This window comes from Inquilinus sp. NPDC058860 (assembly GCF_042743185.1).
GTDB lineage: Bacteria > Pseudomonadota > Alphaproteobacteria > DSM-16000 > Inquilinaceae > Inquilinus.
In genome coordinates this window covers 42297-66869 of sequence record NZ_JBHYMS010000044.1, presented here as the reverse complement: position 1 = coordinate 66869, position 24573 = coordinate 42297, and the positions used below count along the sequence as shown (strand labels likewise).

The window sequence follows — 24573 nt, the reverse complement described above, 5'->3', positions numbered from 1 at the left end:
AGGGCATCCAGAGGATGTCGAGACCCTCTGGATTGCCGGGTCAAGCCCGGCAATGACAGCATGGGGAGGTGTCGGGAAGCACCTCTTGGCCTGCCGGTATGGGGAAGCAAATGAAGTCGAACGAGGATATCCGCCGCCGCCTGGGCCTGCGCCCGGTGATCAACGTCTCCGGCACCATGACCTCGCTGGGCGCCTCGATCGTGGTGCCGGAGGCGGTGCAGGCCGTGGCCGAGATGCTGCCGCAATTCGTCGAGATCACCGACCTGCAGCGCAAGGCCAGCGCCCGGATCGCCAGGTCCTGCGCCACCGAGGCCGGCTTCGTCACGGCCTCGGCCTCGGCCGGCATCAGCCTGGCCGTGGCCGGCGCCATGACCGGCGACGACCTGCTGGCGATCGAGCGGCTGCCGGACACCGCGGGCCTGCCGAAGACCGAGGTGCTGCTGCAGGTCGGCCACATGGTCAGCTACGGCGCCCCGGTCGACCAGGCGGTGCGGCTGGCCGGCGCCAGGGTGGTGCCGGTCGGCACCGCCACCTCGGCGGCGGGCTATCAGCTGGAGGGCGCCATCACCGAGCGCACGGCCGCGGCGCTCTACGTGGTCTCGCACCATGTCGTGCAGTACGGCCAGATCCCGCTCGAGGAGTTCGCCGCGATCTGCCGGGCCAAGGGCGTGCCGGTGATCGTCGACGCCGCCTCGGAATACGACCTGACCGGCTTCCTGGCCAAGGGGGCCGACCTCGCCATCTACAGCTCGCACAAGTTCCTGGGCGGGCCGACCGCCGGCATCGTCGCCGGCCGCGAGGACCTGGTGCGCGCCGCCTTCCTGCAGAACCGGGGCATCGGCCGCGGCATGAAGGTCGGCAAGGAGGGCGTGGTCGGCACCATCGCCGCGCTCGACGCCTGGGAGAAGCGCGACCATGCCGCGGCACGGGCGCGCGAGGACGGTCACCTGAAGCTGTGGCACGAGGGCCTGGCCGGTCTGCCCGGCGTCACTGCGGTGATCGAGCCGGACCCGACCGACAACCCGCTCGACCGCCTCAAGGTGACGATCGACCCGGCCAAGGCCGGCCTGGCCGCCTGGGACGTGGCCGACCGGCTAGCGGCCGGCGACCCGCCGGTGATCGTCCGCGACCACGAGGTCGAGCACGGCTACTTCTATCTCGATCCCTGCAACCAGCATGACGGCGAGGCGCAGCTGGTGCTGGAGCGGCTGCTGGCCGTGCTGCGCGGCGCCGCCGGCGACCCGCCGCAGGGCGACGCCCGGGCCCGGCTGCTGGCGCGGGGGCAGAAGGGGCTGGAGTCGCTGCTGCGATTTCCGAGGTAGGAGACGTAGGTTGGGCGGTTGGATGTTGGGTTCGCGTACCGCGAACCCAACCTACGAAGCGGGGACGGGCCGCGGCGTCACACCGGATCCTCCAGGCTGAACTGGCCGCTTTCGCCGTCATAGGCGAACAGTTCGGCATAGCGGCCCCAGGAGACGGCGGCGCGGAGAGTTTCCTCTGCCCTGTCTTCGGACATGAAGTCCTCCAGCTCCTCGCTGAAGCGCAGCCGGGGCGCGCGGTGGCTCGGCCGCTCGTCCAGCACCCGTCGGATCAAGGCCGCGATCGGCACATGCGCCAAGAGATGCGCCGCGAACAGCCGCTTGCGGTGGTCGACATCGGAGTCCGCGAACAGCCGGCCATGCTCGGTCAGGTGGATGTCACCGTCGGCCAGGTCGGCGAAGCGCAGCAGCTGCAGCGTCTCGGCGATCGGGAACAGCTCGTCCGCCTCCATCTGCAGCGTCGCCGCCAGATCCGGCAGGTCGGCCCGGCCGTTATAGGGCGGCGCGGCCAGCGCCTCCATCAGGCCCGACATCAGGTTGGTCGAGACATGCGGCAGCTCCATGCCGATGCCGGTGCCGGGAAAGCCCGCCTTCGGCCCGGCCTTCTCCGCCGGGCTCCGGTTGGTCATCCGGGCATAGATGTCGTCGACCATCCGCCGGAACTCCGGGTCCAGCCGGTTGCGCGGATGCGGCAGGTCGATCCGGATCTCCGCCGCCACCTGGCCGGGGTTGGAGGAGAAGATCAGGACGCGGTCGCACATCAGGATCGCCTCCTCGATGTTGTGCGTCACCATCAGGATCGACTTGATCGGCAGCCGGCCTTCCATCCACAGATCGATCAGGTCGGTGCGCAGCGTCTCGGCCGTCAGCACGTCCAGCGCCGAGAACGGCTCGTCCATCAGCATCAGCCGGGGATGCACCACCAGGGCGCGGGCGAAGCCGACGCGCTGGCGCATGCCGCCCGACAGCTCCTTCGGATAGGCGCTCTCGAAGCCGTCCAGGCCGATCAGGTCGATCGCCTCCAGCGCCCGCCGCCGCCGCTCGGTGGCCGGGATGCCCTGGGCCTCCAGCCCGATCTCGACGTTCTGCAGCACGGTCAGCCAGGGGAACAGGGCGAAGCTCTGGAACACCATCGACAGGCCCTCGGACGGGCCGGCGACCGGGCGGCCGCACCAGCTGACCCGGCCGGCGCTGGGCGGCACCAGCCCGGCGATGATCCGCAGCAGCGAGGATTTGCCGGAGCCGGAGCGGCCGAGCAGCCCGACGATCTCGCCCTCGCGGATGCTCATCGACACGTCGTCGAGCACCAGCAGGTCGTTGTCGCCCTTGTGATAGGCCTGCCGAACGCCGGCGATGTCGATCAGGACCGGGTTGTCGTTCGCGATCGGAGCGGTCGGGTGGGAAAGAGTGGTCTGGTACATGGTCGTGGCCCTCAGTCGAGGCGCAGCCGGCGGGCGGCGAAGGTGAAGAGCGGCCGCCACAGCAGCCGGTTGAACAGCGAGACGAAGACCGACATCACGGCGATGCCGAGCACGATGCGCGGATAGTCTCCGGCACTGGTGGCTTGGGCGATGTAGGCGCCGAGGCCGTGCGCGGTCAGGGTGGTGTCGCCCCAGCTCGCCACCTCGGCGACGATGCTGGCGTTCCAGGACCCGCCCGAGGCGGTGATCGCCCCGGTGACGTAGTAGGGGAAGATCCCGGGCAGGATCACCTTGCGCCACCAGTTCCAGCCGCCGATGCGGAAGCTGGCCGCCGCCTCCCTCAGGTCGGTCGGGAAGGCGCTGGCGCCGGCGATGACGTTGAACAGGATGTACCACTGGGTGCCCAGCACCATCAGCGGCGCGAGCCAGATGTCGGGGTCGAGGCCCAGCCGGACGATCGCCACCACCGCGAAGGGGAAGGCGATGTTGGCCGGGAAGGCGGCCAGGAACTGGGCCAGCGGCTGCACCCGCTCGGCGACGCGGGGGCGCAAGCCCACCCAGACGCCGATCGGCACCCACACCAGCGTCGCCAGCGCGATCAGCACCACCACCCGGATCAGGGTGAAGCTGCCGAGCAGCAGCACCTCGCCGGCATCGCCCCAACTCAGCTCGGTGGCGACGAAGCCGACGATCTGCCACAGGGCATAGGCGATCGCCGCCAGCAGCAGGGCGATGAAGCCCCGGTCGGCCCAGCGGCTGGACCAGATCCGCGCGACCATGCCGTCATCGGTGGCTCCGGCCGGGATGAAGGCGAAGCGCCGGCGCGACACGGTGCGGGTCAGGACGCCGACCGGCGACAGGGCCAGCTGGAACAGCCGGGTGCGCTGCACCAGGGTCAGCAGCCAGGAATGCGGCCGGGTGGCGCCGGCCGACTGCTCGAACCGGAACTTCTCGGCCCAGGCCACCAGCGGCCGGAACAGCAGCTGGTCATAGGCCAGGATCACCGCGCCCATCACCAGCACGGCCCAGCCGACGGCGGCGAGGTCGCGCTGGTCGATCGCCCGGGCGACATAGGAGCCGACGCCGGGCAGGGTGATGGTGGTGTCGCCGACCGAGATCGCCTCCGACGCCACCACGAAGAACCAGCCGCCCGACATCGACATCATGGTGTTCCACACCAGCCCGGGCATGGCGAAGGGCACCTCCAGCCGCCAGAAGCGCTGCCAGGACGACAGGCGGAAGCTGCGGCTGGCCTCGTCCAGGTCCCGCGGCACGGTCTTCAGCGACTGGTAGAAGCTGAAGGTCATGTTCCAGGCCTGGGAGGTGAAGATGGCGAACACCGCGGCGCATTCGACGCCCAGCACCTGGCCCGGGAACAGGGCCATGAAGCCGACCACGGTGAAGGACAGGAAGCCCAGCACCGGCACCGACTGCAGGATATCGAGCAGCGGGATCAGCACCATCTCCGCCCGCCGGCTCTTGGCCGCGGCGGTGGCGTAGACGAAGGTGAAGGCCAGCGAGGCGACGATCGCCGCCAGCATGCGCAGCGTGGTGCGCAGCGCGTAGTCGGGCAGGGCCAGGGGATCGAGCGAGATCGGCGTCTGCTCGAGGCCGGCCAAGGGCGCCAGGGTGGCGCGGCCGCCATGGGCGACCAGCACGATGGCGCCGAAGACGAGGGCGAACGCCACCAGGTCCCATAGATTGGGCAGATAGCGCGGACGCTCCGCCCATGGTTCGACCCAAGTCGAACCATGAACTGTTGAGTTGTGGATCAAATTGTCCAGACGCGTGGAAGTCACGCGTCTGGTTTGATCCACGCGGGCGGGATAGTGGAAGGTCATGATGTCCGTCCGGAAGGCAGGCAGTCGCAATCGCCGCGCATCCGGGGGGACACGCGGTGCGGAACGGCCGGCGAGGTGCCGGCGTCAGCCTCGACTTCGGTCGTCGCCCTCCAGGGAGAGGCGCCGACAGGACGGACGATGGTTGAAAGACTGGTGCTTCATGGTTCACCTCGCACCGGCGCGGCCTGGCCGCGCGACGGGGTGAACCGGACCCGGGGGTCAGGCTCGCTGCGTCGGCGCCGGCAAGGTCGCGCTAGGTCGACTGGGCGTGCTCATCGGAGCGGCGGATCCTTGGTTGCGTCGGGAACTGGCCTCGACCCAGGCGATATCGCTCCGCGGAGCGAAGCGGTCAAGCCGTATTCCGGTCCTGTACGATTTGTAAGGCGAAGGTCATGCACCGGCGGCCGTCCCGGCCTCCAGCCGCTTGAGGAAGCGCAGCAGCGCGGCCTCGCCGCGGCGGCCGTCCGGGTCGTCGCCCGGCGGCCAGCGCAGGGCCGCGGCCAGGCGGCCGTCGAGGAAGGCCTCGACCAGCTCGGGATGGACATAGCAGGCGCGGCAGACCGCCGGGGTGTTGCCCAGCTGCGCCGCCACCTCCCTGATGCAGCGCACCACCGCGGCCTTGCTCGGCGGCGCCTCGGGATCGGCGGCCGACAGCAGCCGGGCGGCGAGCAGCGTGCCGGCCCAGGTGCGGAAGTCCTTGGCGGTGAAGTCCTGGCCGGAGATCTCGCGCAGATACTCGTTCACGTCGTCCGAGCTCACCGAGTGCCGCACGCCCTCGGTGTCGACATACTGGAACAACCGGTGGCCGGGCAGGTCCTGGCAGGAGCGGACGATGCGGGCGATGCGGCGGTCGCGGAAGCCGGTACGGTACAGCTTGCCGCCCTTGGCCCTGAATTCGAAGCGGACCGCGCCGCCCTCGACATCGGCGTGCCGCTTGCGCAGCGTGGTCAGGCCGAAGCTCCTGTTGGCTCTGACGTATTCGTCGTTGCCGACGCGGATCAGCGTCGCTTCCAGGAGCTTGACGATCGCCGCCAGGACCTTGCTGCGGGGCAGGCCTCGCTGCGCCAGGTCGGCATCGACCCGCTTGCGGATGCGGGGCAGGGTGCGGCCGAAGGCGACCATGCGGTTGTATTTCGTCTCCGACCGCGCCTCCTTCCAGCGCGGGTGGTAGCGATACTGCTTGCGGCCGCGCAGGTCGCGCCCGCTGGCCTGCAGATGGCCCTGCGGGTCGAGGCAGATCCAGACATCGGTGTAGGCGGGCGGGATGGCCAGCTTGCGGATCCGGGCCAGCGTCTCCCGATCCCGCACCGGCTGCCCGTCCGGCAGGCTGTAGGCGAAGCCCTTGCCGGACCGGCGCCGCCGGATCCCCGGATCGGTGTCGGAGACGTAGCGCAGCCCGTTCGCCCGCGCCTCGTCGGGTGGGGAAGGGGCGGGCGGGGCGGCGGTGTCGGCCATATGGAGGCGGCGGTCCTGCTCGGGGAACGGCGCTTGGACCAACGGCGCCGTCGCCGCTATGGTTCCGGTCCCGACCGCAACCGTAGGACCGCCGTGACCACCGACCCGATCCGCATCCTCGTCGACGCCGATGCCTGCCCGGTGAAGGCCGAGATCTACCGCGTCGCCGAGCGCTACGGGCTGGAGGTCTTCGTCGTCACCAATGGCGGGGTGCTGGTGCCGCGCGACCCGCGCATCCGGCTGGTGATCGTCGGCGACGGCTTCGATGCGGCCGACGACTGGATCGCCGAGCGCGCCGGGCCGGCGGACATCGTGATCACCGCCGACATCCCGCTGGCCGACCGCTGCCTGAAGGCGGGGGCGACGGTGATCGGCAACACCGGGCGGCCGTTCACCAAGGAATCGATCGGCATGGCATTGGCCAGCCGGGCGCTGATGGCCGATCTGCGCGCCATGGGCACGGTCGGCGGCGGCAACAAGCCGATGGTGGCCAAGGACAAATCCACCTTCCTGTCGGCGCTCGACGCCGCCGTGGTGCGGCTCAGGCGCAGCCAGCCGTCCCGGACATAGATCTCCTGGTCCGGCCAGATGCCGGCCTTCAGCCGCCCCTCGACCGCACCCGGCGCCTGCAGGGCGCCGAAGCCGAGATTTGGCCGGCGACGCGGACGAGGGGCCTACGCCTCGACCAGATCGAGGCGCTTCTTGATCCGCTCGATGTCGCCGGCCATCCGGTCGAGCCGCCGGGACACGCTGGCATACTGGCTCTCCAGATTGCCGACGCGCTCCTTCAGTTCGACGAGGTCCGTCTTGACCTCGGCGATGTCGCCGCGGATCGCGCGCAGCAGATCTAGAACGATGTTGTCGGGCTTGTCGGTCATCTGTCGGCCATAGGTGTCGAGCCAGCCTACACTAGAAATGGGAGCGCCACGAAAAGCGTAAAGAGCGGCGGCCGGTCGATCGACGCCGGATGCCGGGCCTGCGCGGCCCGAAGCCGTGAGAACTCTGGAGGATGTGGTGCCGGATGCAGGGGTCGAACCCGCGACCTTCGGTTTACAAAACCGCTGCTCTACCGACTGAGCTAATCCGGCGCCGGCCCATTCCCTATCGAGTCCCGCCGCCTCTGTCCAGCGGGAGCAGGGTGATCCGGCAATTCCGGCGGCATCCTGCCGCGACAAGGCAGTGCCGCCAGGGGAGGGTTTCCCCGGGCGGCTTCGCAAGCGTGTCACTCCAGCAGGAAATCCGACTGGGTCAGCGTGGTCATGCCGGTCAGGGTGACGACCAGCCCGGCCTCCGCCTCGTTGCCGGCGCCGTCGGCGTCGAACCAGAGCCGGCCGGTGTCGGTCTCGAACAGGAATTGCGGCCCGCTGCCGGTGGCCTGCGGATCGGCGCCGGTGACCAGCGACAGCTGGTAGCCGGCATCGAGCCCGAAGCCCGACCGCTCGATCACGATCCGGTCGGTGCCTCGTGTGAAGTCCGTGATCTGGTCGCCCGAGGCGGTGGCATCCGCGCCGAAGACGAACCAGTCGCGGCCGGCGCCACCGGTCAGCAGGTCGCCGCCGGCACCGCCTTCGAGAACGTCGTCGCCGGCCCGGCCGTCCAGGGTGTCGTCGCCGGTATTGCCCGAGAACGACTCCGCGATCGCGGCGCCGCGGATGTCGTCGTCATTGATGCTGCCGTTGACGATCTCGAAGCCCGACACCGTCAGCCCCCTGGCCAGACCGTTGTTCTTGCCGTTGTCGGCCAGGTCCAGGATCACCGACAGGAAGATGTCGCCCATGAAGGACAAGGTATCGATCCCGTCGCCTCCGGCGAAGCGGTCGGCCTCGCCGCTGGTGCTGTAGTTGCGCGTGATGCTGTCGTTGCCGGCATCGCCGAACAGCTGGTCGCTGCCGGAGCCGTCGAACATCGTGTCGCCGCCGGCGCCACCGCGGAGCACGTCGTTTCCGCCGTTGCCTTCGAGCCGGTCGTCCAGGGCCCCGGCGGTGACCGTGTCGTTGCCCCGGCTGCCGTCGAATTCCAGCGACTCCATGCCGCTGAAGCGGGTGGTGGCGTCGACATTGACCGTGCCGGTGGAGAAGGCGAAGGTCACGCCCGCGTTTTCTTCCCAGAGATCGATGAAGATGCGGTCGGTCCCGGCGCCGCCGGCAGCGGTGTCTCCCTTGTTGATGTGCAGCGCGTCGTCGCCGGCGCCGCCGTCGAGCGAGTCGGCGAAAGCGTCGCTGAGCCCGTCGCGACCCCAGAGCACGTCGTTGCCGTCACCACCCTGCAGCACGTCAGCGCCGTCGCCGCCGAGCAGCGTATCGTCGCCGCCGAGTCCCTTCAGGACATCGTTGCCGCCGAAGCTCCTGAACTCGTCGTTCAGCGAGCCGCCGGTCAGCCGGTCGGCGCCCGAACCCGTTTCGATATGCACGCGTTCGACGTTGAGCAGGGTAACGCCGCCATTGACCAACACCGCATTCGCCGAAAGCGTGAAGGTCATGTCCGCCGTGCCGTCGTTGCGGTCGATCCGGGCGTAGTCCGTGCCCGCTCCGCCGTCGATCCGGAACGTCGCGCTGACGCCGGTTCCGTCGACGGCGACATAGATCTCGTCATTGCCGGCTCCGGCGGCGATGGAACTGCTGTTGGTGCCGGCCACCCGCACGTCGACCTGGATCTCGTCGTCGCCGTTGCCGGCACTGATGGTGTTGACGCCTCCGGCATCGCGGATGGTGTCGTCGCCGTCGCCGCCGCCGATGGTGTCGTTGCCCGCGCCGCCGGACAGCCTGTCGTCACCCGTGCCGCCGCCGAGGATGTCGTTGCCGGCCCCGCCGGTGAAGTCGACCTGCTGCGCGGTCCCGGCCCTGAGGGTGTCGTTGCCGGATCCGGTGGTGATCACGAAGATCTCGCCATCGGAAATCACGCTGCCCTCGGACAGGGTCGCGGTGGTGCCGGAGACGGTGAAGGTCAGCCCCGTGGTAAAGGCGCTGCGGTCCAGTTCGATCCTGTCAACGCCCGCGCCGGCGCGGATCGTATCGGCACCGCCGCCGGCGGCGATCAGCAGGTCGTCTCCATCCGCGCCGTCGAGGACGTCGGCGCCGGTCCCGCCGTCGAGCACGTCGTCGCCGGCCCGTCCTGCAAGCGTGTCGTTGCCGGCCAGACCGCTCAGGACGTCGTCGAGAGCATAGCCGCGGATGATGTTGGCGCCGGCCGTCCCGCCGATCGTGTAGGCCTCGAAGCCGACGAAGCGTGTCCCGTCGACGATCTGGCCGACCACGCTGGACGCCTGTGCGGTGAAGGTCCCGGCCAAGCCGGTCACGACCAGCCGGTCGGTGCCGTCACCACCGTTGATCTGGTCGGCGCCCTGGCCGATCGCCACGGTCGCCATGTCATCCCCAGCGCCGCCCGAGATCGTATCGGCGCCGTAGCCACCCGTCAGGTCGTCATCGCCGTCGCCGCCGACAAGCCTGTCGTTCCCGGCGTCGCCGGACAGGGTGTCGTCCCCGGCGCCGCCATCGAGCAGGTCGGCGTCGTCGCCGCCATAGATCCAGTCGATCCCCGCCTCGCCGTAGAGGCTGTCGGCTCCGCCATCACCCGTGATGTAGTCCCAGCCGTAGCCGCCTCGGGCGGAATCGGCGCCGTCTCCGCCCGTCAGCACGTCGGTGCCGTTGCCGCCTTCCAGGATGTCGTCGCCTGCGTCGCCGACGAGCTGATCGGCCCCGCCGCCGCCGCGCAGCGTGTCCTTGGCGTCGCCGCCGAGGAAGATGTCGGTCCAGCGGCCGCCCGTCAGGGTGTCGGCGAAATCCGTTCCCGTGATGTTGTACTGCTCGATGTTCACGATCCTGGCGCTGCCGGGCAGCGTGCGCGCGGCGACGGGGTCGGTCACGGCAAAGGACAGTCCCGCCGAGCGGCCGGAATAGTCGATCACCAGCATGTCGAAGCCGAGCCCGCCGTCGACCTGATCGCCGACGCCTTCGGCTGGATCGTCGATGATGACGATGTCGTCGCCGGTGCCCGCGCGCACGATGTCGGCGCCTTCGCCGCCCATCAGGGTGTCGATGCCGGAGCCGCCTTGCAGGATATCGGCGCCCGCATCCCCCATCAGGACGTCGCCCTGGAATCCGCCGTTGAGCGTGTCGTTGCCGTCGCCGCCAAGAGCCGTATCGGACGCCAGACCGCCATTGAGCGTGTCATTGCCGCCGAGGCCGTAGAGACTATCGCGAAAGCCATACAGGGAATCGCCGTCGCCGGTGAGCGTGTCGGCGCCTTCGGTGCCGGTATAGGTGCCCATGAATGAAATCCACTCCGTTGAAATCACCAGATGCCGACGCCCACTCTCGATCCGCAAACGGCACGCGCCGTGATCCGGATGCCCACCGAACCGGATCGGCGGGAGCAGCGGGATCGATGCGCGCGCATCCGGGAGTGGGCGCGGCCCGTGCCGCAGCAACCGCTGCGGTGGGCCGCCATACGATCATTGGGGCCGAGGGGCGTCACCCCCCGAATGGAGGGGCAAATCCGACTTTCTAACCGATTGTGGGGTTATAGCGGGCGCGGCGCGGAAAGGACGTCCGGGCCGGCAATGCGGCGGGCGGCAAGGCCTGCTGCAGGTGGCGGAACGGAGCGGCCGATCGAGGCCAAGCTGACGGACACGTCCGGCTCGATAGCCGGCATTCCATCTCGGAGAAATGGCGGAGGGACCGGGATTCGAACCCGGGCACGGGGTTTCCCCCGTGGACGGTTTAGCAAACCGCTGCCTTCAGCCGCTCGGCCACCCCTCCGTCCAGCGGCGGTGCCGCTCGGTCGGGGTTCTTAAGGGGGCTTCGAGGCCTTGTCAATCACGGCCCGCGGACACGGCCCGCAAGCCGTCCCGGCTGGCTCCGGCAGGGCCGTGGCGCGACCGCCTCAAGGTGTGGCAAATCGGCATCCGGTCACGGCCCTGTCACCGGATTTTCTTGATCGCGCCATCGCTCCCCTATAGTGCTGGAAAGACTACCGGGCAGGAAAATTGTTGGGTGCTTCGGCCGAATGTCTGCCGTCACGGTGCAAGAGAGACCGACGCCGATGCCGCCCGAACCGCTGGATCAAGCCTGCCGAAAGCGAAGCTGAATGAAGCCAGTCACGCCGCTGCTCGACACCATCCACACCCCCGCAGACCTCCGACTCCTGCCGGCTTCCGACGTGAAGCAGGTCGCCGACGAGCTCAGGGCCGAGACCATAGACGCGGTCTCGACCACGGGCGGCCATCTCGGCGCCGGGCTCGGCGTGGTCGAGTTGACCGTCGCCCTGCACCGGGTGTTCGACACGCCCCGCGACAAGCTGATCTGGGATGTCGGCCACCAGGCCTATCCGCACAAGATCCTGACCGGGCGGCGCGACCGCATCCGCACCCTGCGCCAGGGCGGCGGCCTGTCCGGCTTCACCAAGCGGTCGGAGAGCGAGTACGACCCGTTCGGCGCGGCGCACAGCTCGACCTCGATCTCTGCCGGCCTCGGCATGGCCGTCGCGCGCGACCTGAAGGGCGACGACTTCCGAGTCGTCGCCGTGATCGGCGATGGCGCGATGAGCGCCGGCATGGCCTATGAGGCGATGAACAACGCCGGCGCGCTGAAGAGCCGCCTGGTCGTCATCCTCAACGACAACGACATGTCGATCGCGCCGCCGGTCGGCGCCATGAGCGCCTATCTGTCGCGGCTGATCTCCTCACGCTCCTACCGCTCGCTGCGCCACCTGATGCGCGACGTCACCGCGGTGTTCCCGAAGCCGGTGGCGCGCGCCGCCAAGCGGGCCGAGGAATATGCCCGCGGCTTCGTCACCGGCGGCACGATGTTCGAGGAGCTGGGCTTCTACTATGTCGGCCCGATCGATGGGCACAATCTCGATCACCTGCTGCCGGTGCTCGAGAATGTCCGCGACGCCGATGACGGCCCGGTGCTGGTCCATGTCGTCACCCAGAAGGGCAAGGGCTACGGCCCGGCCGAGGCGGCGCCGGACAAGTATCACGGCGTCAGCCGCTTCGACGTCATCACCGGCGCCCAGGCCAAGCCGAAGAGCAACGCACCGAGCTATACCGGCGTCTTCGCCCAGGCGCTGATCCAGGAGGCGGAGGCGGACGAGCGCATCGTCGCCGTCACCGCCGCCATGCCGTCCGGCACCGGCCTGGACAAGTTTGCCCAGCGCTTTCCGAACCGCACCTTCGACGTCGGCATCGCCGAGCAGCATGCGGTGACCTTCGCGGCGGGCATGGCGACCGAAGGTTTCAAGCCGTTCTGCGCGATCTACTCGACCTTCCTGCAGCGCGCCTACGACCAGGTGGTGCACGATGTGGCGATCCAGCACCTGCCGGTGCGCTTCGCCATCGACCGCGCCGGGCTGGTCGGCGCCGACGGCGCCACCCATGCCGGGGCCTTCGACATCCCCTATCTCGGCTGCCTGCCCGGCATGGTGCTGATGGCCGCGGCCGACGAAGCCGAGCTGGTGCACATGGTGGCGACCGCCGCCGCGCTGGACGACCGGCCCTCGGCCTTCCGCTACCCGCGCGGCGACGGCGTCGGCGTCGAGCTGCCGGCCCGCGGCCAGCCGCTGGCGCTGGGCCGCGGCCGCGTGCTGCGCGAGGGCACGACCATCGCGCTGCTCAGCTACGGCACCCGGCTGCAGGAGTGCCTGGCGGCGGCCGACGTGCTCGGCGGGATGGGCCTGTCGACCACCGTTGCCGACGCCCGCTTCGCCAAGCCGCTCGACACCGAGCTGGTCGGCCAACTGGCCCGCCACCACGCCGTGCTAATCACGGTGGAGGAGGGGGCCGAAGGCGGTTTCGGCAGCATCGTGCTGCATCACCTGGCCCGAGCCGGCCTGCTGGACCATGGGCTGAAGATGCGGCCGATGACGCTGCCGGACCGGTTCCAGGACCACGACAAGCCGGAGCTGCAATATTCCGAGGCGGCGCTGTCGGCGCAGGACATCGTCGCCACCGCCGCCGCGGCCCTGGGCCTCGATGCGCCGGCCACGGGCGTGATCCGGGCCTGAGGCCTTTCGGAAATGCTACTGGCGCGGCCGTCTGACGGCGGTTTCTGCGCTTCCGGTGCTCACGGACCCAAACGTCCGCTGCGCTCCGGTTCTCGAAACCACCGCCAGCCGACTCACGCCAGCGCATTTCCAAAAGGCCTCTGACCGACCCCCTGGTTCCGAACAAGCGGCCGTCCCGATCTGTCGGGGCGGCCGTTTTGCTTTGTGCGGGCCGATTTCCCGTGCGGCGGATGCGGCGCATCGGCGAAGATGGCCGTCGAATCGATCCTGTGGGGACGGGAAGGGGGACACGATGAGGCTGCGGCACGCCATCCTGGGGGTGGCTGCGATCACGGCGCTGGGCGCCTGCGTTCCGGCATCCGGGGAGACCAAGCCGCCCGCGGCTGTGGCGGCTGCTCCGGTGCCGGCGGCGACGGCGACCGGGATCGAGGCGTTCCGCGGCTCCTGGGTCGGCGCCAGCCAGGGCGAGGGCGACACCCGTCGCGCCGCGGCGCTGGTGATCGACGCCTCGGCCGATGGCGGGCTGTTCCTGCGCTGGCGCAGCGCCGAGGGGCCGCGCGACGGCGAGGCCGATGACGACCAGCTCAAGATGCGTGAGAACACCGCGGTGTTCGCGCCCGGCAAGACGCCGAATGTCTGGTCGGCCAAGCTGGACAGCGGCGCCCAGGCCAAGGCGCGGCTGGAGGGATCGGTGCTGACCACCGAGCTGACGGCAAAGTCGGGCGGCCAGACCGAGCTGCAGACCTATCGCCGCACCCTGACGGCGCCGGGCAAGCTGTCGCTGCACTACACCCGTGCGGTGAACGGCAAGGTCGAGACCACGATCGACGCGGATTTCGTCAAGCTGCCGTGACGCGTGACGTGCGCCGCTTGCACAAGAACCGTTTCGATCGCATCTTATGTCAAGGTTTGACATAGGCTCGATCATGGCAACGAATGTCCATCTGACGCCGGAGTTGGAGCGCTTCGCCCGCAGATGCGTGGAGGAGGGGCGCTACAACAACGTCAGCGAGGTGGTGCGGTCCGGCCTTCGCCTGCTGCAGGAGGCCGAGGAGCGCCGTCAGGCCTTCACGGCGATGCTGCGTCGGGTGGAGGAGGAGACCGATCGGGAGGGCGATGTGTCCATCGAGGATGCCTTGGCCGAGGTCGATCGCATCATCGATGAAGCCGAACGGTGAAAGCCACACTCTCCCGACAGGCCCTTCGCGATCTGACCGAGGCCGCACGGTGGATTGCGCAAGACAATCCGAGCGCTGCCCGGGCATTCCGGAAATCCGTCGACGACGCCGCTGCTCGTATCGGCCGCCAGACCAATATCGGAGTGCCGCGTCCGCATCTGGCGGCAGCGCCGTACCGCTTCCTCGTCTTGAGCGGATTTCCGTATATCCTCGTCTACAACGCAGCCCGCCGACCGCCGCGTATCGCTCGCATCCTGCATGGCGCCAGGGATCTGCCGGCGCTGCTGGACGACCTCTAGCCCGCCCGCCGTCCGATCGGCTCGGCTTTTCGGTGTTGGGTTCGCTGTCGCGAACCCAGCCTACAGTTGGTCTTTTTCACACCCGGCTCAGACGGATGTCGATCTCGCGGTCGACGTAGCGCCACTCCGTCGTATCGCGCAGCCGGCGCACCAGCGCCTCGAAGGCGTCGGCGTGCTCGGGCGCGTATTCGAACCAGGTCAGGAAGTCGAAGGGCTCGCCCAGCTCGCGGCCGTGATGCAGGCGCCGGGCTACGGCCGGCAGGTAGTCCAGGCCGATGGCGGTGTGGCGCGACTGCTCCTCGAACACGGCGCGGCGTTCGTCCTGGGCCAGGGCCCACCAGGCCTCGGTCTTGCGGATCGGGATCAGCGCCGCCCGGGTCGCCTCCGGCCGGCCCAGTCCCTGCTGCCGGGCGGCCAGGGCGTCGGCCTCGGGCCGGGTCGTATAGCGCTGGTTGCTGGTGGTGCCGCGCAGCGTCCAGGCGCCGTCCGCGGCCGCTTGTGGCTGCGGCCCCTCCAGCACGGCCAGGCGGCCGGCCATGGGCAGGGGATCTCCGATCACAGCATCGATCCGATCGATCTGCCACGGGCCCGACGGGCCGGCGGCGAAGGTGACGAGAAGCGGAGAAGGCATGCCGCATTCTGAGCATGGCGGGAGCGTCGGGTGCAATGCCTCTGGTCAGGGAAAATCGGTTGCAGCCGGATCAGCAGTTCTGGCCGAGATCGACCAGATCATCGCCGAAGTTGAGCGGCGCCGGCGCGGCTGACGGGCGCCGTCGTCGCGTCGCTCCCGGCTACGGCGCCTTTCGGATCGGCCCGCACCAGCTCCCGGCTTTTATCCCGCCCGCCGTCCGATCGGCTCCGCCCGGTAATCGTTCGGGTCGATGCCGTGGCGGGTGAGCTTGTCGTAGAAGGTTTTGCGCGGCAGGCCGAGAGCCTCGGTGGTGGCCCGCACGTCGCCCTTGTGCGCCGCCAGCGCCTCGCGCAGCAAAGCGGCCTCGTAGCGCTCGACCCGCTCCGGCAGGCTGGCCGGCGTCTCTGCCGGGGCCGGGGCGTCGATTCCGCCGAGGCCGAGCGCGACGCGGTCGGCGAAATGCGCCAGCTCGCGCACATTGCCCGGCCAGTCATGGTCCAGCAGGTGCCGCCGCACCGCCTCGCTGAGGGGCGGCGGGTCGCGGCGGAAGCGCTCGGCGGCGCGGGCCAGGAAATGCGTGAACAGCAGCGGGATGTCGGCCCGGCGCTCGCGCAACGGCGGGATCCGCAGCGTCACCACGTTCAGCCGGTAGTAGAGGTCGGCGCGGAAGCGGCCCTCCTGCGACGCCGCGGCGAGGTCGGTCTTGGTGGCGGCGACGACGCGCAGGTCGAGCGGCCGGCGCTCATTGGTGCCCAGCGGCTCCACCGCCCGCTCCTCCAGCACCCGCAGCAGCTTCACCTGCAGCGCCGCCGGCATGCTCTCGACCTCGTCCAGGAACAGGGTGCCGCCATCGGCATGCTCGATCCGGCCGATGCGGCGCTTCTGCGCCCCGGTGAAGGCGCCGGCCTCGTGGCCGAACAGCTCGCTCTCGATCACGCTCTCCGGCAGCGCGCCGCAGTTCAGCGCCACCAGCGGCTTCGACCGGCGGCTGCTCCAGCGGTGCAGCGCCTCGGCCACCACCTCCTTGCCCGATCCGGTCTCGCCCAGCACCAGCACGTCGACATCGGCGTCGGCGACGTTGCGCACGGCATCGCGCAGCCGCTCCATCTCCGGCGTGTCGCCCAGGAAGGCGAGGTCGTCGGCCGCTTCCAGCGCAGCGCGCAGGCCGCGGTTCTCGATCACCAGGCGCCGTTTCTCCACCGCCCGGCGGACGCTGTCGACCAGCCGCTCGGCCGGGTAGGGCTTGGCCAGGAAGTCGTAGGCGCCGTCCCGCATGGCGCCGACCGCCATGGCGATGTCGCCGTGGCCGGTGATCAGGATCACCGGCAGATCGGGGTCGCGTTCGCGGAGTTGGCCGAACAGCGACAGGCCGTCGGTCTCGGGCATGCGGATGTCGGTGACCACGGCGCCGGGGAAGTCGCGGTCGACCGCCGCCAGCGCGGCGCGGGCGGAGTCCAGCGCCGTGACCTCGAAGCCGGCCAGCTCCAGGCTCTGCACATTGGCGTGCCGGATCTCGGCCTCGTCGTCGACGAAGACCACTTGCCCCGCGCTCATCGGGCCCGCTTCAGGCTGACGGTGAAAACCGCCCCGCCGCCATCACGGTTGCCGGCGGCGATGCTGCCGCCGAAGTCCCGCGCGATGTCCTGGCAGATCACCAGGCCGAGACCCAGCCCGGCCGGCTTGGAGGTGGCGAAGGGGATGAACAGCGCCTTCATCGTGTCGGGGTCGAGGCCCTTGCCGGTGTCGAAGACGGCGATCCTAACCTCCTCCGCCCCCCCCACGTCCACGGTGGCGTCCACCACGATGCGGATCTCCGGGTCGGGCAGGCCGGCCACGGCGTCGAGCGCGTTCTGCAGCAGGTTGACCAGGATCTGCTCCAGCCGCACCCGCTCCGCCACCACCCGGACATCGCCCGGCGGCAGGTCCTGCACCAGCCGCACCGACTGGCGGCGGATGCGCGGCCGGGTCAGGATCAGCGCGCCCTCGACCGCATCGGCGCAGGAGGTCGCCTCGATCCGGCCGGTCGCCTTGCGCGAGAACGCGCGGAGGTGCTGGGTGATGGTGCCGACCCGGTCGGTCAGCCCGGCGATGGTCGACAGGTTCTCGCGCACCGCCGCCGGCTTTTCCCGTTCCAGGAACACCGAGGCGTTGTCGGCATAAGCGCGGATCGCTGCCACCGGCTGGTTGATCTCATGCGCCACGCTGGCCGCGACCTGGCCCAGGATGGCCAGGCGGTTGGCCTGGGTCAGCTCCTCCTGCAGCTGCTGCCGGCGCTGCTCGGCCCGGCGCCGCTCCTCGATCTCCTCGGTCAGGCGCCGATTGGCGTCGTTGAGCGCCCGGGTGCGCTCGGCGACGCGACGTTCCAGCTCCGCCCGCATCGCCGCCTGCCTCGCCATGTTGGTGAGGGCGCGGTTGCGGCGGTACAGCAGGGCGGCCGCGGCGGCCAAGGCCAGCAGCGTCACCAGCCCGGCGATCAGCCGCGTGTCCATCATGGCGCGGCCGACGGCCGGGGAAGTCGGCGCCAGCAGGTGCAGGGTCCAGCCGGTGGTCGGCACCGGCGCCGAGAGGGCCAGGAAGCGGCCGGGCATCCGCGCGCCCGGCAAGGTCGCGGTCACCGCCTCGGGCCGGGGCGAGGCGGCGTCCGGCGCGATCGGCAGCGAGTCGAGCGGCGCGCCGCCGTATTGCAGGCTCTCGCGCACCGCGGCGCGCTCCGCCTCCGGCAGCGGGCCGAAGCTGCGGAAGCGCCACTCCGGCACGTCGGTCAGCAGCACCACATTGCGCTCGTCGGTGACGAAGGCGGTCTCGGCGAAGCGGCCCCAGGCCTCCTCCATCTCGTCGAACTCGACCTTGACCACGATCACGCCGAGCAGCCCGTTCGGCCCGTCGATCCGGCGCGACAGGTAGGAGCCCGGCTTGCGGCTCATCGTGCCCATGGCGAAGAACTCGGCCTCGCCGGTCTCGACCGCGTGCTGGTAATAGGCGCGGAAGGCGTAGTGCTGGCCGACGAAGCTGATCGGCTCGCGCCAGTTGCTGGCGGCGATCGCGGTGCCGCCGCGGTCCAGCAGATAGATCACCGCCGCCCGCGTGCCCCGGCTCAGCGCCTCGAACTTGGCATTGATCCCGTCCAGCCGCTGGCGGTCGTTGGCGGCGGTCAGCGCGGCGCGGACATCCGGGTCCTGCGCCAGGACGAAGGGCAGGGAGCGCTGCTTCTCCAACTCGCTACGCAGCATGGCGACGTGCAGCCCGAGCGCCGCCTCGGCCGAACGCGCGATCTCGTCCAGCGCCCGGTCGCGCCCGACCGGTCCGGCCAGCCAGACCACGGCGGCGAACAGGACGGCGCCGATCGCGGCGAACACCGCCCAGCTGCGCCACCGGTGCGGCGCGGCCGCCACGGCGAGCCGGGCCGGGGCTGCGGCGGCGAGAGTACGGTCGACGGCGGTCATGCTGGAAAGTCTAGCACCGCGCTCTTGACGTTGCCTCCCCCGCTTGAGGAACGTCCATTCCTCGCAGCAATGATGGTGTTGGGGAATTCTGAACAAGTCTCGCTTGCGGCAGAGGCAACGCCTCTGCTCGGTCGCATGTGTGCGGATCTCCGCCAGGCCCAAGCCAAGTGTGTGCGGGATTTCGCACAGATAAGCCGTCGGTGAGCGATAACGGCAGAGAATAGTCCCTTTTGATCAAAGGGTTGACGGAAATTTCGTCAATGCCCCTCGGCTGGCACGGCGATTGCACCCTTGCGGGGGCCGTCCGCAAGAAGGGGCATCCCCGGGGCGGCAGGAAACCCCATGCCGGCGTCGCGGTCATCGCGGCCCGTGCGCCCCGAGGAGTGTGTGCCATGGCCACCGCCGACGCCGCCCCGCGTCCCATCCCCTTCTACCGCCATCTCTATGTCCAGGTGCTGATCGCGGTCGTGATCGGCGTCCTGCTCGGCCATTTCTGGCCCGAGACCGGGGCGGCGCTGCAGCCGCTCGGTGACGGCTTCATCAAGCTCGTCAAGATGATCATCGCGCCGGTCATCTTCCTGACCGTCGTCACCGGCATCGCCAGCATGCACGACCTGGAGAAGGTCGGCCGGGTCGGCGCCAAGGCGATGATCTACTTCCTGGTGTTCTCGACCCTGGCGCTGGTCGTCGGCCTGGTGATCGCCAACCTGGTCCAGCCGGGGGCGGGCCTGAACATCGACCCGGCGACGCTCGACCCCAAGGCGGTGGAGAAATACACCACCCAGGCGCATGACCAGTCGATCGTCGGCTTCCTGCTGAACGTCATCCCGACGACGATGGTCAGCGCCTTCGTCGGCGGCGACATCCTGCAGGTGCTGTTCGTCTCGGTGCTGTTCGGCATCGGCCTCGCCATGACCGGCGAGAAGGGCGCGCCCGTCCTGAACTTCCTGAAGGCGGTGTCGGGCGCGGTGTTCAAGGTCGTCGCGATCCTGATGAAGGCGGCGCCGATCGGCGCCTTCGGCGCCATGGCCTTCACCATCGGCAAGTTCGGCATCGGATCGGTCGTCAACCTGGCCTTCCTGGTCGGCACCTTCTATGTCACCGCGATCATCTTCGTGGTGGTCGTGCTCGGCGCCGTCGCCCGCTACAACGGCTTCTCGGTGCTGGCGCTGGTCCGCTACATCAAGGCCGAGCTGCTGCTGGTGCTGGGCACCAGCTCGTCCGAGGCGGCGCTGCCGTCGCTGATGGAGAAGATGGAGCGCGCGGGCTGCGCCAAGCCGGTGGTCGGCCTGGTGATCCCGACCGGCTATTCCTTCAACCTCGACGGCACCAACATCTACATGACCATGGCGGCGCTGTTCATCGCCCAGGCGACGAACACGCACCTGTCCTATGGCGACGAGATCCTGCTGCTGCTGGTGGCGATGCTCAGCTCCAAGGGTGCCGCCGGCGTCACCGGCTCGGGCTTCATCACCCTGGCGGCGACGCTGTCGGTGGTGCCGACCGTGCCGGTCGCGGGCATGGCGCTGATCCTGGGCGTCGACCGCTTCATGTCGGAGTGCCGGGCCCTGACCAACATCGTCGGCAACGCCGTCGCCGCCGTCGTGGTCGCGCGCTGGGAGGGCGCGCTCGACGAGAACCGGCTGCGGGCCGCCTTGGCCGGCGAGCCGCTGCCGGCGCCGGACGAGGGCGTGGCCCCCGCCCCGGCGGAGTGATATCGGGGGCGGCGGGCGACGGTTCGCCGCCCTTTCCACGTGCAGGGGGCCGGGATCATAGGGAGGCGCGGCATGGTCCTGCGATACGTCCTCGGTGTCCTCGCCGCGACAGCGGCCCTGGTCACCCTGTCGGCGCTGCCGTTGCTGGCGGCCGACGAGAGCCCGCCCGGGAAGCCGGTCAAGGAAGTCGCCGACCGGCGTCTGCCGGTAACGACACCGGCCGGCAGCGGCGAGCTGGCGCTCTATGTCTCGCGCGACTGGTCGCGGCCGCTTCCGGGTGTCACCCGGGCGGTGATCGTCATCCATGGCCGGCTGCGCAATGCCGACGTCTACCGCGCCTCGGCCGAGAAGGCGCTCGCGGCAGCGGGGGAGGCGGGCAAGGCCGCGGTCCTGGTCGTGCCGCAATTCCTCTCCGAGATCGATGCGCAGGCCCATCGCCTGCCGGCCGCGACGCTGCGCTGGGGCACCACCGGCTGGGAAGGCGGCGGCGATGCCAGGGGCCCGGCGCCGGTCAGCGCCTTCGCCGCGCTCGACGCAATCCTGGCCCGGCTGGCCGACCGGGCGCTGTTTCCGGATCTGACGACGATCGTGGTGGCCGGCCATTCCGGCGGCGGCCAGGTGGTGCAGCGCTACGCCATCCTCGGCCGCGGCGAGGCTGCGCCGGTCGCGGCCGGCATCGCCGTGCGCTACGTCGTCGCCAACCCGTCCTCCTACGCCTATTTCAGCCCCGACCGGCCGGACGGGGAGGGCGGCTTCGCCCCCTTCGCCGGCGCCGCATCCTGCCCGAAGTTCGATCGCTGGAAATACGGCATGGCCGATCTGCCCGGCTATGCCGGGATGGCGACGCCGGCAGCGCTGGAGCAGGCCTATCTCGGCCGCGACGTCACCTATCTGCTCGGCACCGCCGACACCGACCCGAACCACCCGGCGCTGGACAAGAGCTGCATGGCGGAGGCGCAGGGTCCCTATCGCCTCGCCCGCGGCGAGGCCTATGTCCAGTATCTGCGCGGCCGCCATCCGGACGGGTTCCGGCAGCGCCTGCTGCTGGTGCCGGGTGTCGGCCATGACGGCGACCGCATGCTGACCTCGGCCTGCGGCCTGGCTGCGCTGTTCGACCGGCCGGGCTGCACTTCGCCGTGATCGATTCAGTCATATTATCTTGATTGGCAAATATTGTTCAATATATGCATTAAGGTAAAAATATTTACTACTCGGCCACTGAATGTAACTCTCTGCGGTAGAGTTCTCGCTCGCGGAGGCATGAAATGGCTGAGATCCACGGAACGGATGGCGACGATCATATTCTCGTGCCGGCTAACGACGAATATAACTATATCTATGCTTATACTGGATCGGATGTGATCCAAGTGGATGGTGGGAATACGGGGAACAACACCCTCTGGCTCGACGATGACGGCGATACGATCTACGGCGGCCCGGGTTCGGAAGATATGTTCGTGAACGGCGACGCCAAGATCGAAAATGTCGAGTTTCATGGCGGTGCTGGGGATGATGTCGCTTTCTTCCTGGGGCCGGGGCCTGGCTTGGGAGAGGGCAATTTTCTGGACGGCGGCGAAGGCAAGGATAGATTCTACGCCGACGGCCGAGGCGCTTTCGTGCATCTGGAGAATGGAACCGCGCTTCTCGGGCCTGACGACGAGCCGGGCGTATTCTACGAGACGCCTGTCCTCAACTTTGAAGATATTTCCGGCACTGCTGGGCACGACATATTTGTCGGAACGGATGGAGGAAATTTCCTCGACGGCTGGAGAGGCGACGATCTTCTCTCCGGCCGCGGCGGGACGGATCGTCTGGAAGGGGGGGCCGGCGACGACGTTCTCGTCGGCGGCCGCGGTGCCGACGGCCTTGAAAGCGGCGCGGGTGCCGACATCATCCGGATCGACCGATTGGCGGAGAGCCTGCCGGGCCAGGAAGACACCATCCTCGACTTCACCTTCCGGGACAGGATCGATCTCTCACGCATCGACGCGGATCTGACGACGGCGGGCAATCAGGCCTTCACCTTCATTGGCACCGCTGCCTTCACCGGCGCGGCCGGCGAGCTGCGCGCCGAGGTCCGCGGGGATGATCTCCTGGTCTCGGCGGATGCCGACGGTGACCGCGCCGCCGACCTCGCGGTCGAGGTCCTGGGCCTGACGGAATTGGCGGGCGACGATTTCATCCTCTGACCGTCGTCGTTTGCGAAGACCCCATTCACGGAGGAAATGCGATGCCCGAGATCCACGAAGCCGTCGGCAATGACTCGGATTATCTGGAGATCTACGGCACTGCCGGTGATGATCATATCGCCGTACCGGCCGACTACGACTGGGTTACCGTCGAGGCTTATAGCGGGTCGGATCTGGTCGAGGTGGACGGAGCGAATACGGGATACGTCCGGATCTTCCTCGAGGACGGAGGAGACACGATCCATGGCGGGCCCGGTGCCGAGGAAGCGCTTTTCCTGGATCGGGAAGGCAGGATCGAAAACGTCGAGTTCCGCGGAGGGGCAGGGGATGACGCGGTTTACTTCAGCCCCAGCAGCCCCGGGCTGGGTGCGAATAATTTTCTAGACGGCGGTGACGGAAAGGATGGGCTTCAGGTCAACGGCCGGGGTGCTTTCGTACACCTGGAGAACGGAACCGCACTTTTCGGACCGGAGGGCGAGCCGGGCGTGTTTTACGAGGCATCTGTTCTCAATTTTGAAGACATCGGCGGAAGCTCCGGCCACGACATATTTGTCGGAACGGATGAGGGAAATCTCCTTCAAGGCTGGGCTGGCGACGATCTTCTCTCCGGGCGCGGCGGCACGGATCGCCTGGAAGGGGGCCTCGGCGACGACGTCCTGGTCGGCGGGCGCGGTGCCGACGGCCTCGAAAGCAATGAGGGCGCCGACATCATCCGGATCGACCGGCTGGTGGAGAGCCTGCCGGGCCAGGAGGACACCATCCTCGATTTCACCTTCCGCGACACGATCGATCTCTCGCGCATCGACGCGGATCTGACGACGGCGGGCAACCAGGCCTTCGCCTTCATCGGCACCGCTGCCTTCAGCGGCACGGCCGGCGAACTGCGCTGGGCGTTCGGGAACGGGTATGGCCGCCTGGTCTCGGCGGATGCCGACGGCGACGGTGCGGCCGACTTCGCCTTCAGGATCAGGGAGCCGGCGGATCTGACCGAGTCCGACTTCATCCTCTGATTTCCCGCCGCCGGGCGCCGCAGGAATCGCGGATCACCAGCTCGGTCGGCAGGGCGACGCGGCGCTGCTCGACCGTCTCGCCCTTCAACAGGCGGATCAGCAGCTGTGCCGCCTGGCGGCCCTGCTCGACACCGGGGTTGCGCACCGTGGTCAGGGCGGGGCGCAACAGGGCGGCGAAGGGCAGGTCGTCGAAGCCGACCACGGCGATGTCATCCGGCACCGACAGCCCGGCATCGGTCAGCGCCGCCAGGGCGCCGAGCGCGATGGTGTCGTTGCCGGCCAGCACCGCCGTGGGTCTCTCGCCGCCACGCTCCAGCAGCTCGCGCATCGCCCGGTGGCCGCTCTCGGCACTGAAGGCGCCATAGGCCACCAGCCGGTCGTCCGGCTCGATGCCGTGGGCGCGCAGCGATTCGCGGTAGGAGTTCAGCCGCGCATCGGTGGCGACGAAGCCGGGCGGCGAGAAGCCGATATGGGCGATCGCCCGATGCCCCAGCCCGACCAGATGGTCCATCGAGCGGCGGATGGCGCGGCGGGTGGAGAAGTTGCAGGCGTGCTCGCGCGGGTGGCGGACCGAGCCCAGCAGCACCAGCGGGAAGCCCTGGTCGATCAGCGCATGGATCTGCGGCGCGTCGGTCGGCGGGTTCAGCACGATCAGCCCGTCGATTCGCCGGCCCTCCACCAGCTCGGCATAGGCATGCGGGCCGGCGCCGGGCTCGACCCCTTCGAGCAGGATGCGGTAGCCGCTCTCGCTCGTCGCCTGGCTGATGCCGTACAGCAGCTGCGGCACGAAGCCGTCGACCGCCAGCACCTGCGGGTCGGTGACCACCAGGCCGATGGTCTCGGTGTCGCCGCGCACCAGCATCCGCGCCGCCGAATTCGGCCGATAGCCCAGCGCCGCCGCGGCCTCCAGCACGCGCTGCCGGGTCTCGGCGCTGATCACCACCGCGTCCGACCGGTTCAGCACCATCGATACGGTGGCGCGCGATACCCCGGCCCGGCGGGCGACATCGTGGCTGGTGACCCTGCGTCGTTCCATGTCCATCCGCTTCATGGGGCGCCCGGCCAACCGG

Annotated in this window: 19 protein-coding genes and 2 tRNA genes; 10 read left to right on the top strand and 11 right to left on the bottom strand. The window is 69.4% G+C overall.

The window, feature by feature from the left end; all coding sequences use genetic code 11:
• Positions 1-110 precede the first annotated feature (110 nt).
• Positions 111-1322 carry an aminotransferase class V-fold PLP-dependent enzyme gene (locus ACFW16_RS25715; protein ID WP_380310428.1) on the top strand — a complete coding sequence of 404 codons (1212 nt, stop codon included), beginning with the start codon at positions 111-113 and terminating at the stop codon, positions 1320-1322.
• Positions 1323-1399: 77 nt separating this feature from the next.
• Here ACFW16_RS25715 and ACFW16_RS25710 read toward each other — a convergent pair whose 3' ends face one another.
• The 3 genes from ACFW16_RS25710 to ACFW16_RS25700 form a co-directional block, all read right to left on the bottom strand.
• Positions 1400-2740 (bottom strand): AAA-associated domain-containing protein, encoded by a 1341-nt coding sequence (locus tag ACFW16_RS25710; RefSeq protein ID WP_380310426.1) that lies wholly within the window; start codon positions 2738-2740, stop codon positions 1400-1402.
• Between the two features lie 11 nt (positions 2741-2751).
• On the bottom strand, positions 2752-4428 hold the full coding sequence (locus ACFW16_RS25705; protein ID WP_380310424.1) for an ABC transporter permease: 1677 nt from the start codon (positions 4426-4428) through the stop codon (positions 2752-2754).
• Between the two features lie 543 nt (positions 4429-4971).
• Positions 4972-6036, bottom strand: a complete 1065-nt coding sequence (locus ACFW16_RS25700) for a DNA topoisomerase IB (RefSeq protein ID WP_380310422.1) — start codon at positions 6034-6036, stop codon at positions 4972-4974.
• Positions 6037-6144: 108 nt separating this feature from the next.
• Between ACFW16_RS25700 and ACFW16_RS25695 the strand changes: the two genes are divergently transcribed.
• Entirely contained in the window at positions 6145-6606 is a 462-nt protein-coding gene (locus tag ACFW16_RS25695; RefSeq protein ID WP_380310432.1) for a YaiI/YqxD family protein, read from the top strand.
• Positions 6607-6710: 104 nt separating this feature from the next.
• Here the strand turns inward: ACFW16_RS25695 and ACFW16_RS25690 are convergent, their stop codons facing one another.
• From ACFW16_RS25690 to ACFW16_RS25675, 4 genes are all read right to left on the bottom strand, one after another.
• The gene (locus ACFW16_RS25690; RefSeq protein WP_380310420.1) at positions 6711-6914 is read right to left on the bottom strand and encodes a hypothetical protein; all 204 of its coding nucleotides are present in this window, start codon (positions 6912-6914) and stop codon (positions 6711-6713) included.
• Positions 6915-7048: 134 nt separating this feature from the next.
• Positions 7049-7124 (bottom strand) — tRNA-Thr (locus ACFW16_RS25685).
• A gap of 134 nt (positions 7125-7258) precedes the next feature.
• On the bottom strand, positions 7259-10303 hold the full coding sequence (locus ACFW16_RS25680) for a hypothetical protein (protein ID WP_380310418.1): 3045 nt from the start codon (positions 10301-10303) through the stop codon (positions 7259-7261).
• 398 nt (positions 10304-10701) lie between these two features.
• Positions 10702-10793: transfer RNA gene (locus ACFW16_RS25675), tRNA-Ser, on the bottom strand.
• Between the two features lie 328 nt (positions 10794-11121).
• Between ACFW16_RS25675 and dxs the strand changes: the two genes are divergently transcribed.
• The 4 genes from dxs to ACFW16_RS25655 all read left to right on the top strand — a co-directional run bounded on the left by dxs (position 11122) and on the right by ACFW16_RS25655 (position 14515).
• On the top strand, positions 11122-13038 hold the full coding sequence (dxs, locus tag ACFW16_RS25670; protein ID WP_380310416.1) for a 1-deoxy-D-xylulose-5-phosphate synthase: 1917 nt from the start codon (positions 11122-11124) through the stop codon (positions 13036-13038).
• 292 nt (positions 13039-13330) lie between these two features.
• On the top strand, positions 13331-13891 hold the full coding sequence (locus tag ACFW16_RS25665; RefSeq protein ID WP_380310413.1) for a hypothetical protein: 561 nt from the start codon (positions 13331-13333) through the stop codon (positions 13889-13891).
• A 73-nt stretch (positions 13892-13964) separates the two neighbouring features.
• A complete protein-coding gene (locus tag ACFW16_RS25660; RefSeq protein ID WP_380310411.1) occupies positions 13965-14216 on the top strand; it encodes a type II toxin-antitoxin system ParD family antitoxin in 252 nt (83 codons plus the stop codon).
• Complete coding sequence (locus ACFW16_RS25655) at positions 14213-14515, top strand: type II toxin-antitoxin system RelE/ParE family toxin (protein ID WP_380310409.1); 303 nt, start codon at positions 14213-14215, stop codon at positions 14513-14515. Before ACFW16_RS25660 ends, ACFW16_RS25655 begins: the two co-directional genes overlap by 4 nt.
• Positions 14516-14591: 76 nt before the next feature.
• Here the strand turns inward: ACFW16_RS25655 and ACFW16_RS25650 are convergent, their stop codons facing one another.
• From ACFW16_RS25650 to ACFW16_RS25640, 3 genes are all read right to left on the bottom strand, one after another.
• Positions 14592-15146 carry a chlorite dismutase family protein gene (locus tag ACFW16_RS25650; RefSeq protein WP_380310407.1) on the bottom strand — a complete coding sequence of 185 codons (555 nt, stop codon included), beginning with the start codon at positions 15144-15146 and terminating at the stop codon, positions 14592-14594.
• A gap of 201 nt (positions 15147-15347) precedes the next feature.
• On the bottom strand, positions 15348-16700 hold the full coding sequence (locus ACFW16_RS25645) for a sigma-54-dependent transcriptional regulator (RefSeq protein ID WP_380310405.1): 1353 nt from the start codon (positions 16698-16700) through the stop codon (positions 15348-15350).
• Positions 16697-18589, bottom strand: coding sequence for an ATP-binding protein (locus tag ACFW16_RS25640; RefSeq protein WP_380310403.1), 1893 nt, complete (start codon positions 18587-18589; stop codon positions 16697-16699). The genes ACFW16_RS25645 and ACFW16_RS25640 overlap by 4 nt, the downstream gene beginning before the upstream one ends.
• Positions 18590-18981: 392 nt before the next feature.
• Between ACFW16_RS25640 and ACFW16_RS25635 the strand changes: the two genes are divergently transcribed.
• The 4 genes from ACFW16_RS25635 to ACFW16_RS25620 all read left to right on the top strand — a co-directional run bounded on the left by ACFW16_RS25635 (position 18982) and on the right by ACFW16_RS25620 (position 23503).
• Positions 18982-20304, top strand: coding sequence for a dicarboxylate/amino acid:cation symporter (locus ACFW16_RS25635; RefSeq protein ID WP_380310401.1), 1323 nt, complete (start codon positions 18982-18984; stop codon positions 20302-20304).
• A gap of 72 nt (positions 20305-20376) precedes the next feature.
• On the top strand, positions 20377-21444 hold the full coding sequence (locus ACFW16_RS25630; RefSeq protein ID WP_380310399.1) for a hypothetical protein: 1068 nt from the start codon (positions 20377-20379) through the stop codon (positions 21442-21444).
• A 125-nt stretch (positions 21445-21569) separates the two neighbouring features.
• A complete protein-coding gene (locus ACFW16_RS25625; protein ID WP_380310397.1) occupies positions 21570-22493 on the top strand; it encodes a calcium-binding protein in 924 nt (307 codons plus the stop codon).
• A 41-nt stretch (positions 22494-22534) separates the two neighbouring features.
• Entirely contained in the window at positions 22535-23503 is a 969-nt protein-coding gene (locus ACFW16_RS25620) for a calcium-binding protein (RefSeq protein ID WP_380310395.1), read from the top strand.
• Here ACFW16_RS25620 and ACFW16_RS25615 read toward each other — a convergent pair.
• On the bottom strand, positions 23493-24539 hold the full coding sequence (locus ACFW16_RS25615; RefSeq protein WP_380310393.1) for a LacI family DNA-binding transcriptional regulator: 1047 nt from the start codon (positions 24537-24539) through the stop codon (positions 23493-23495). The genes ACFW16_RS25620 and ACFW16_RS25615 overlap by 11 nt on opposite strands.
• Positions 24540-24573: the final 34 nt, after the last annotated feature.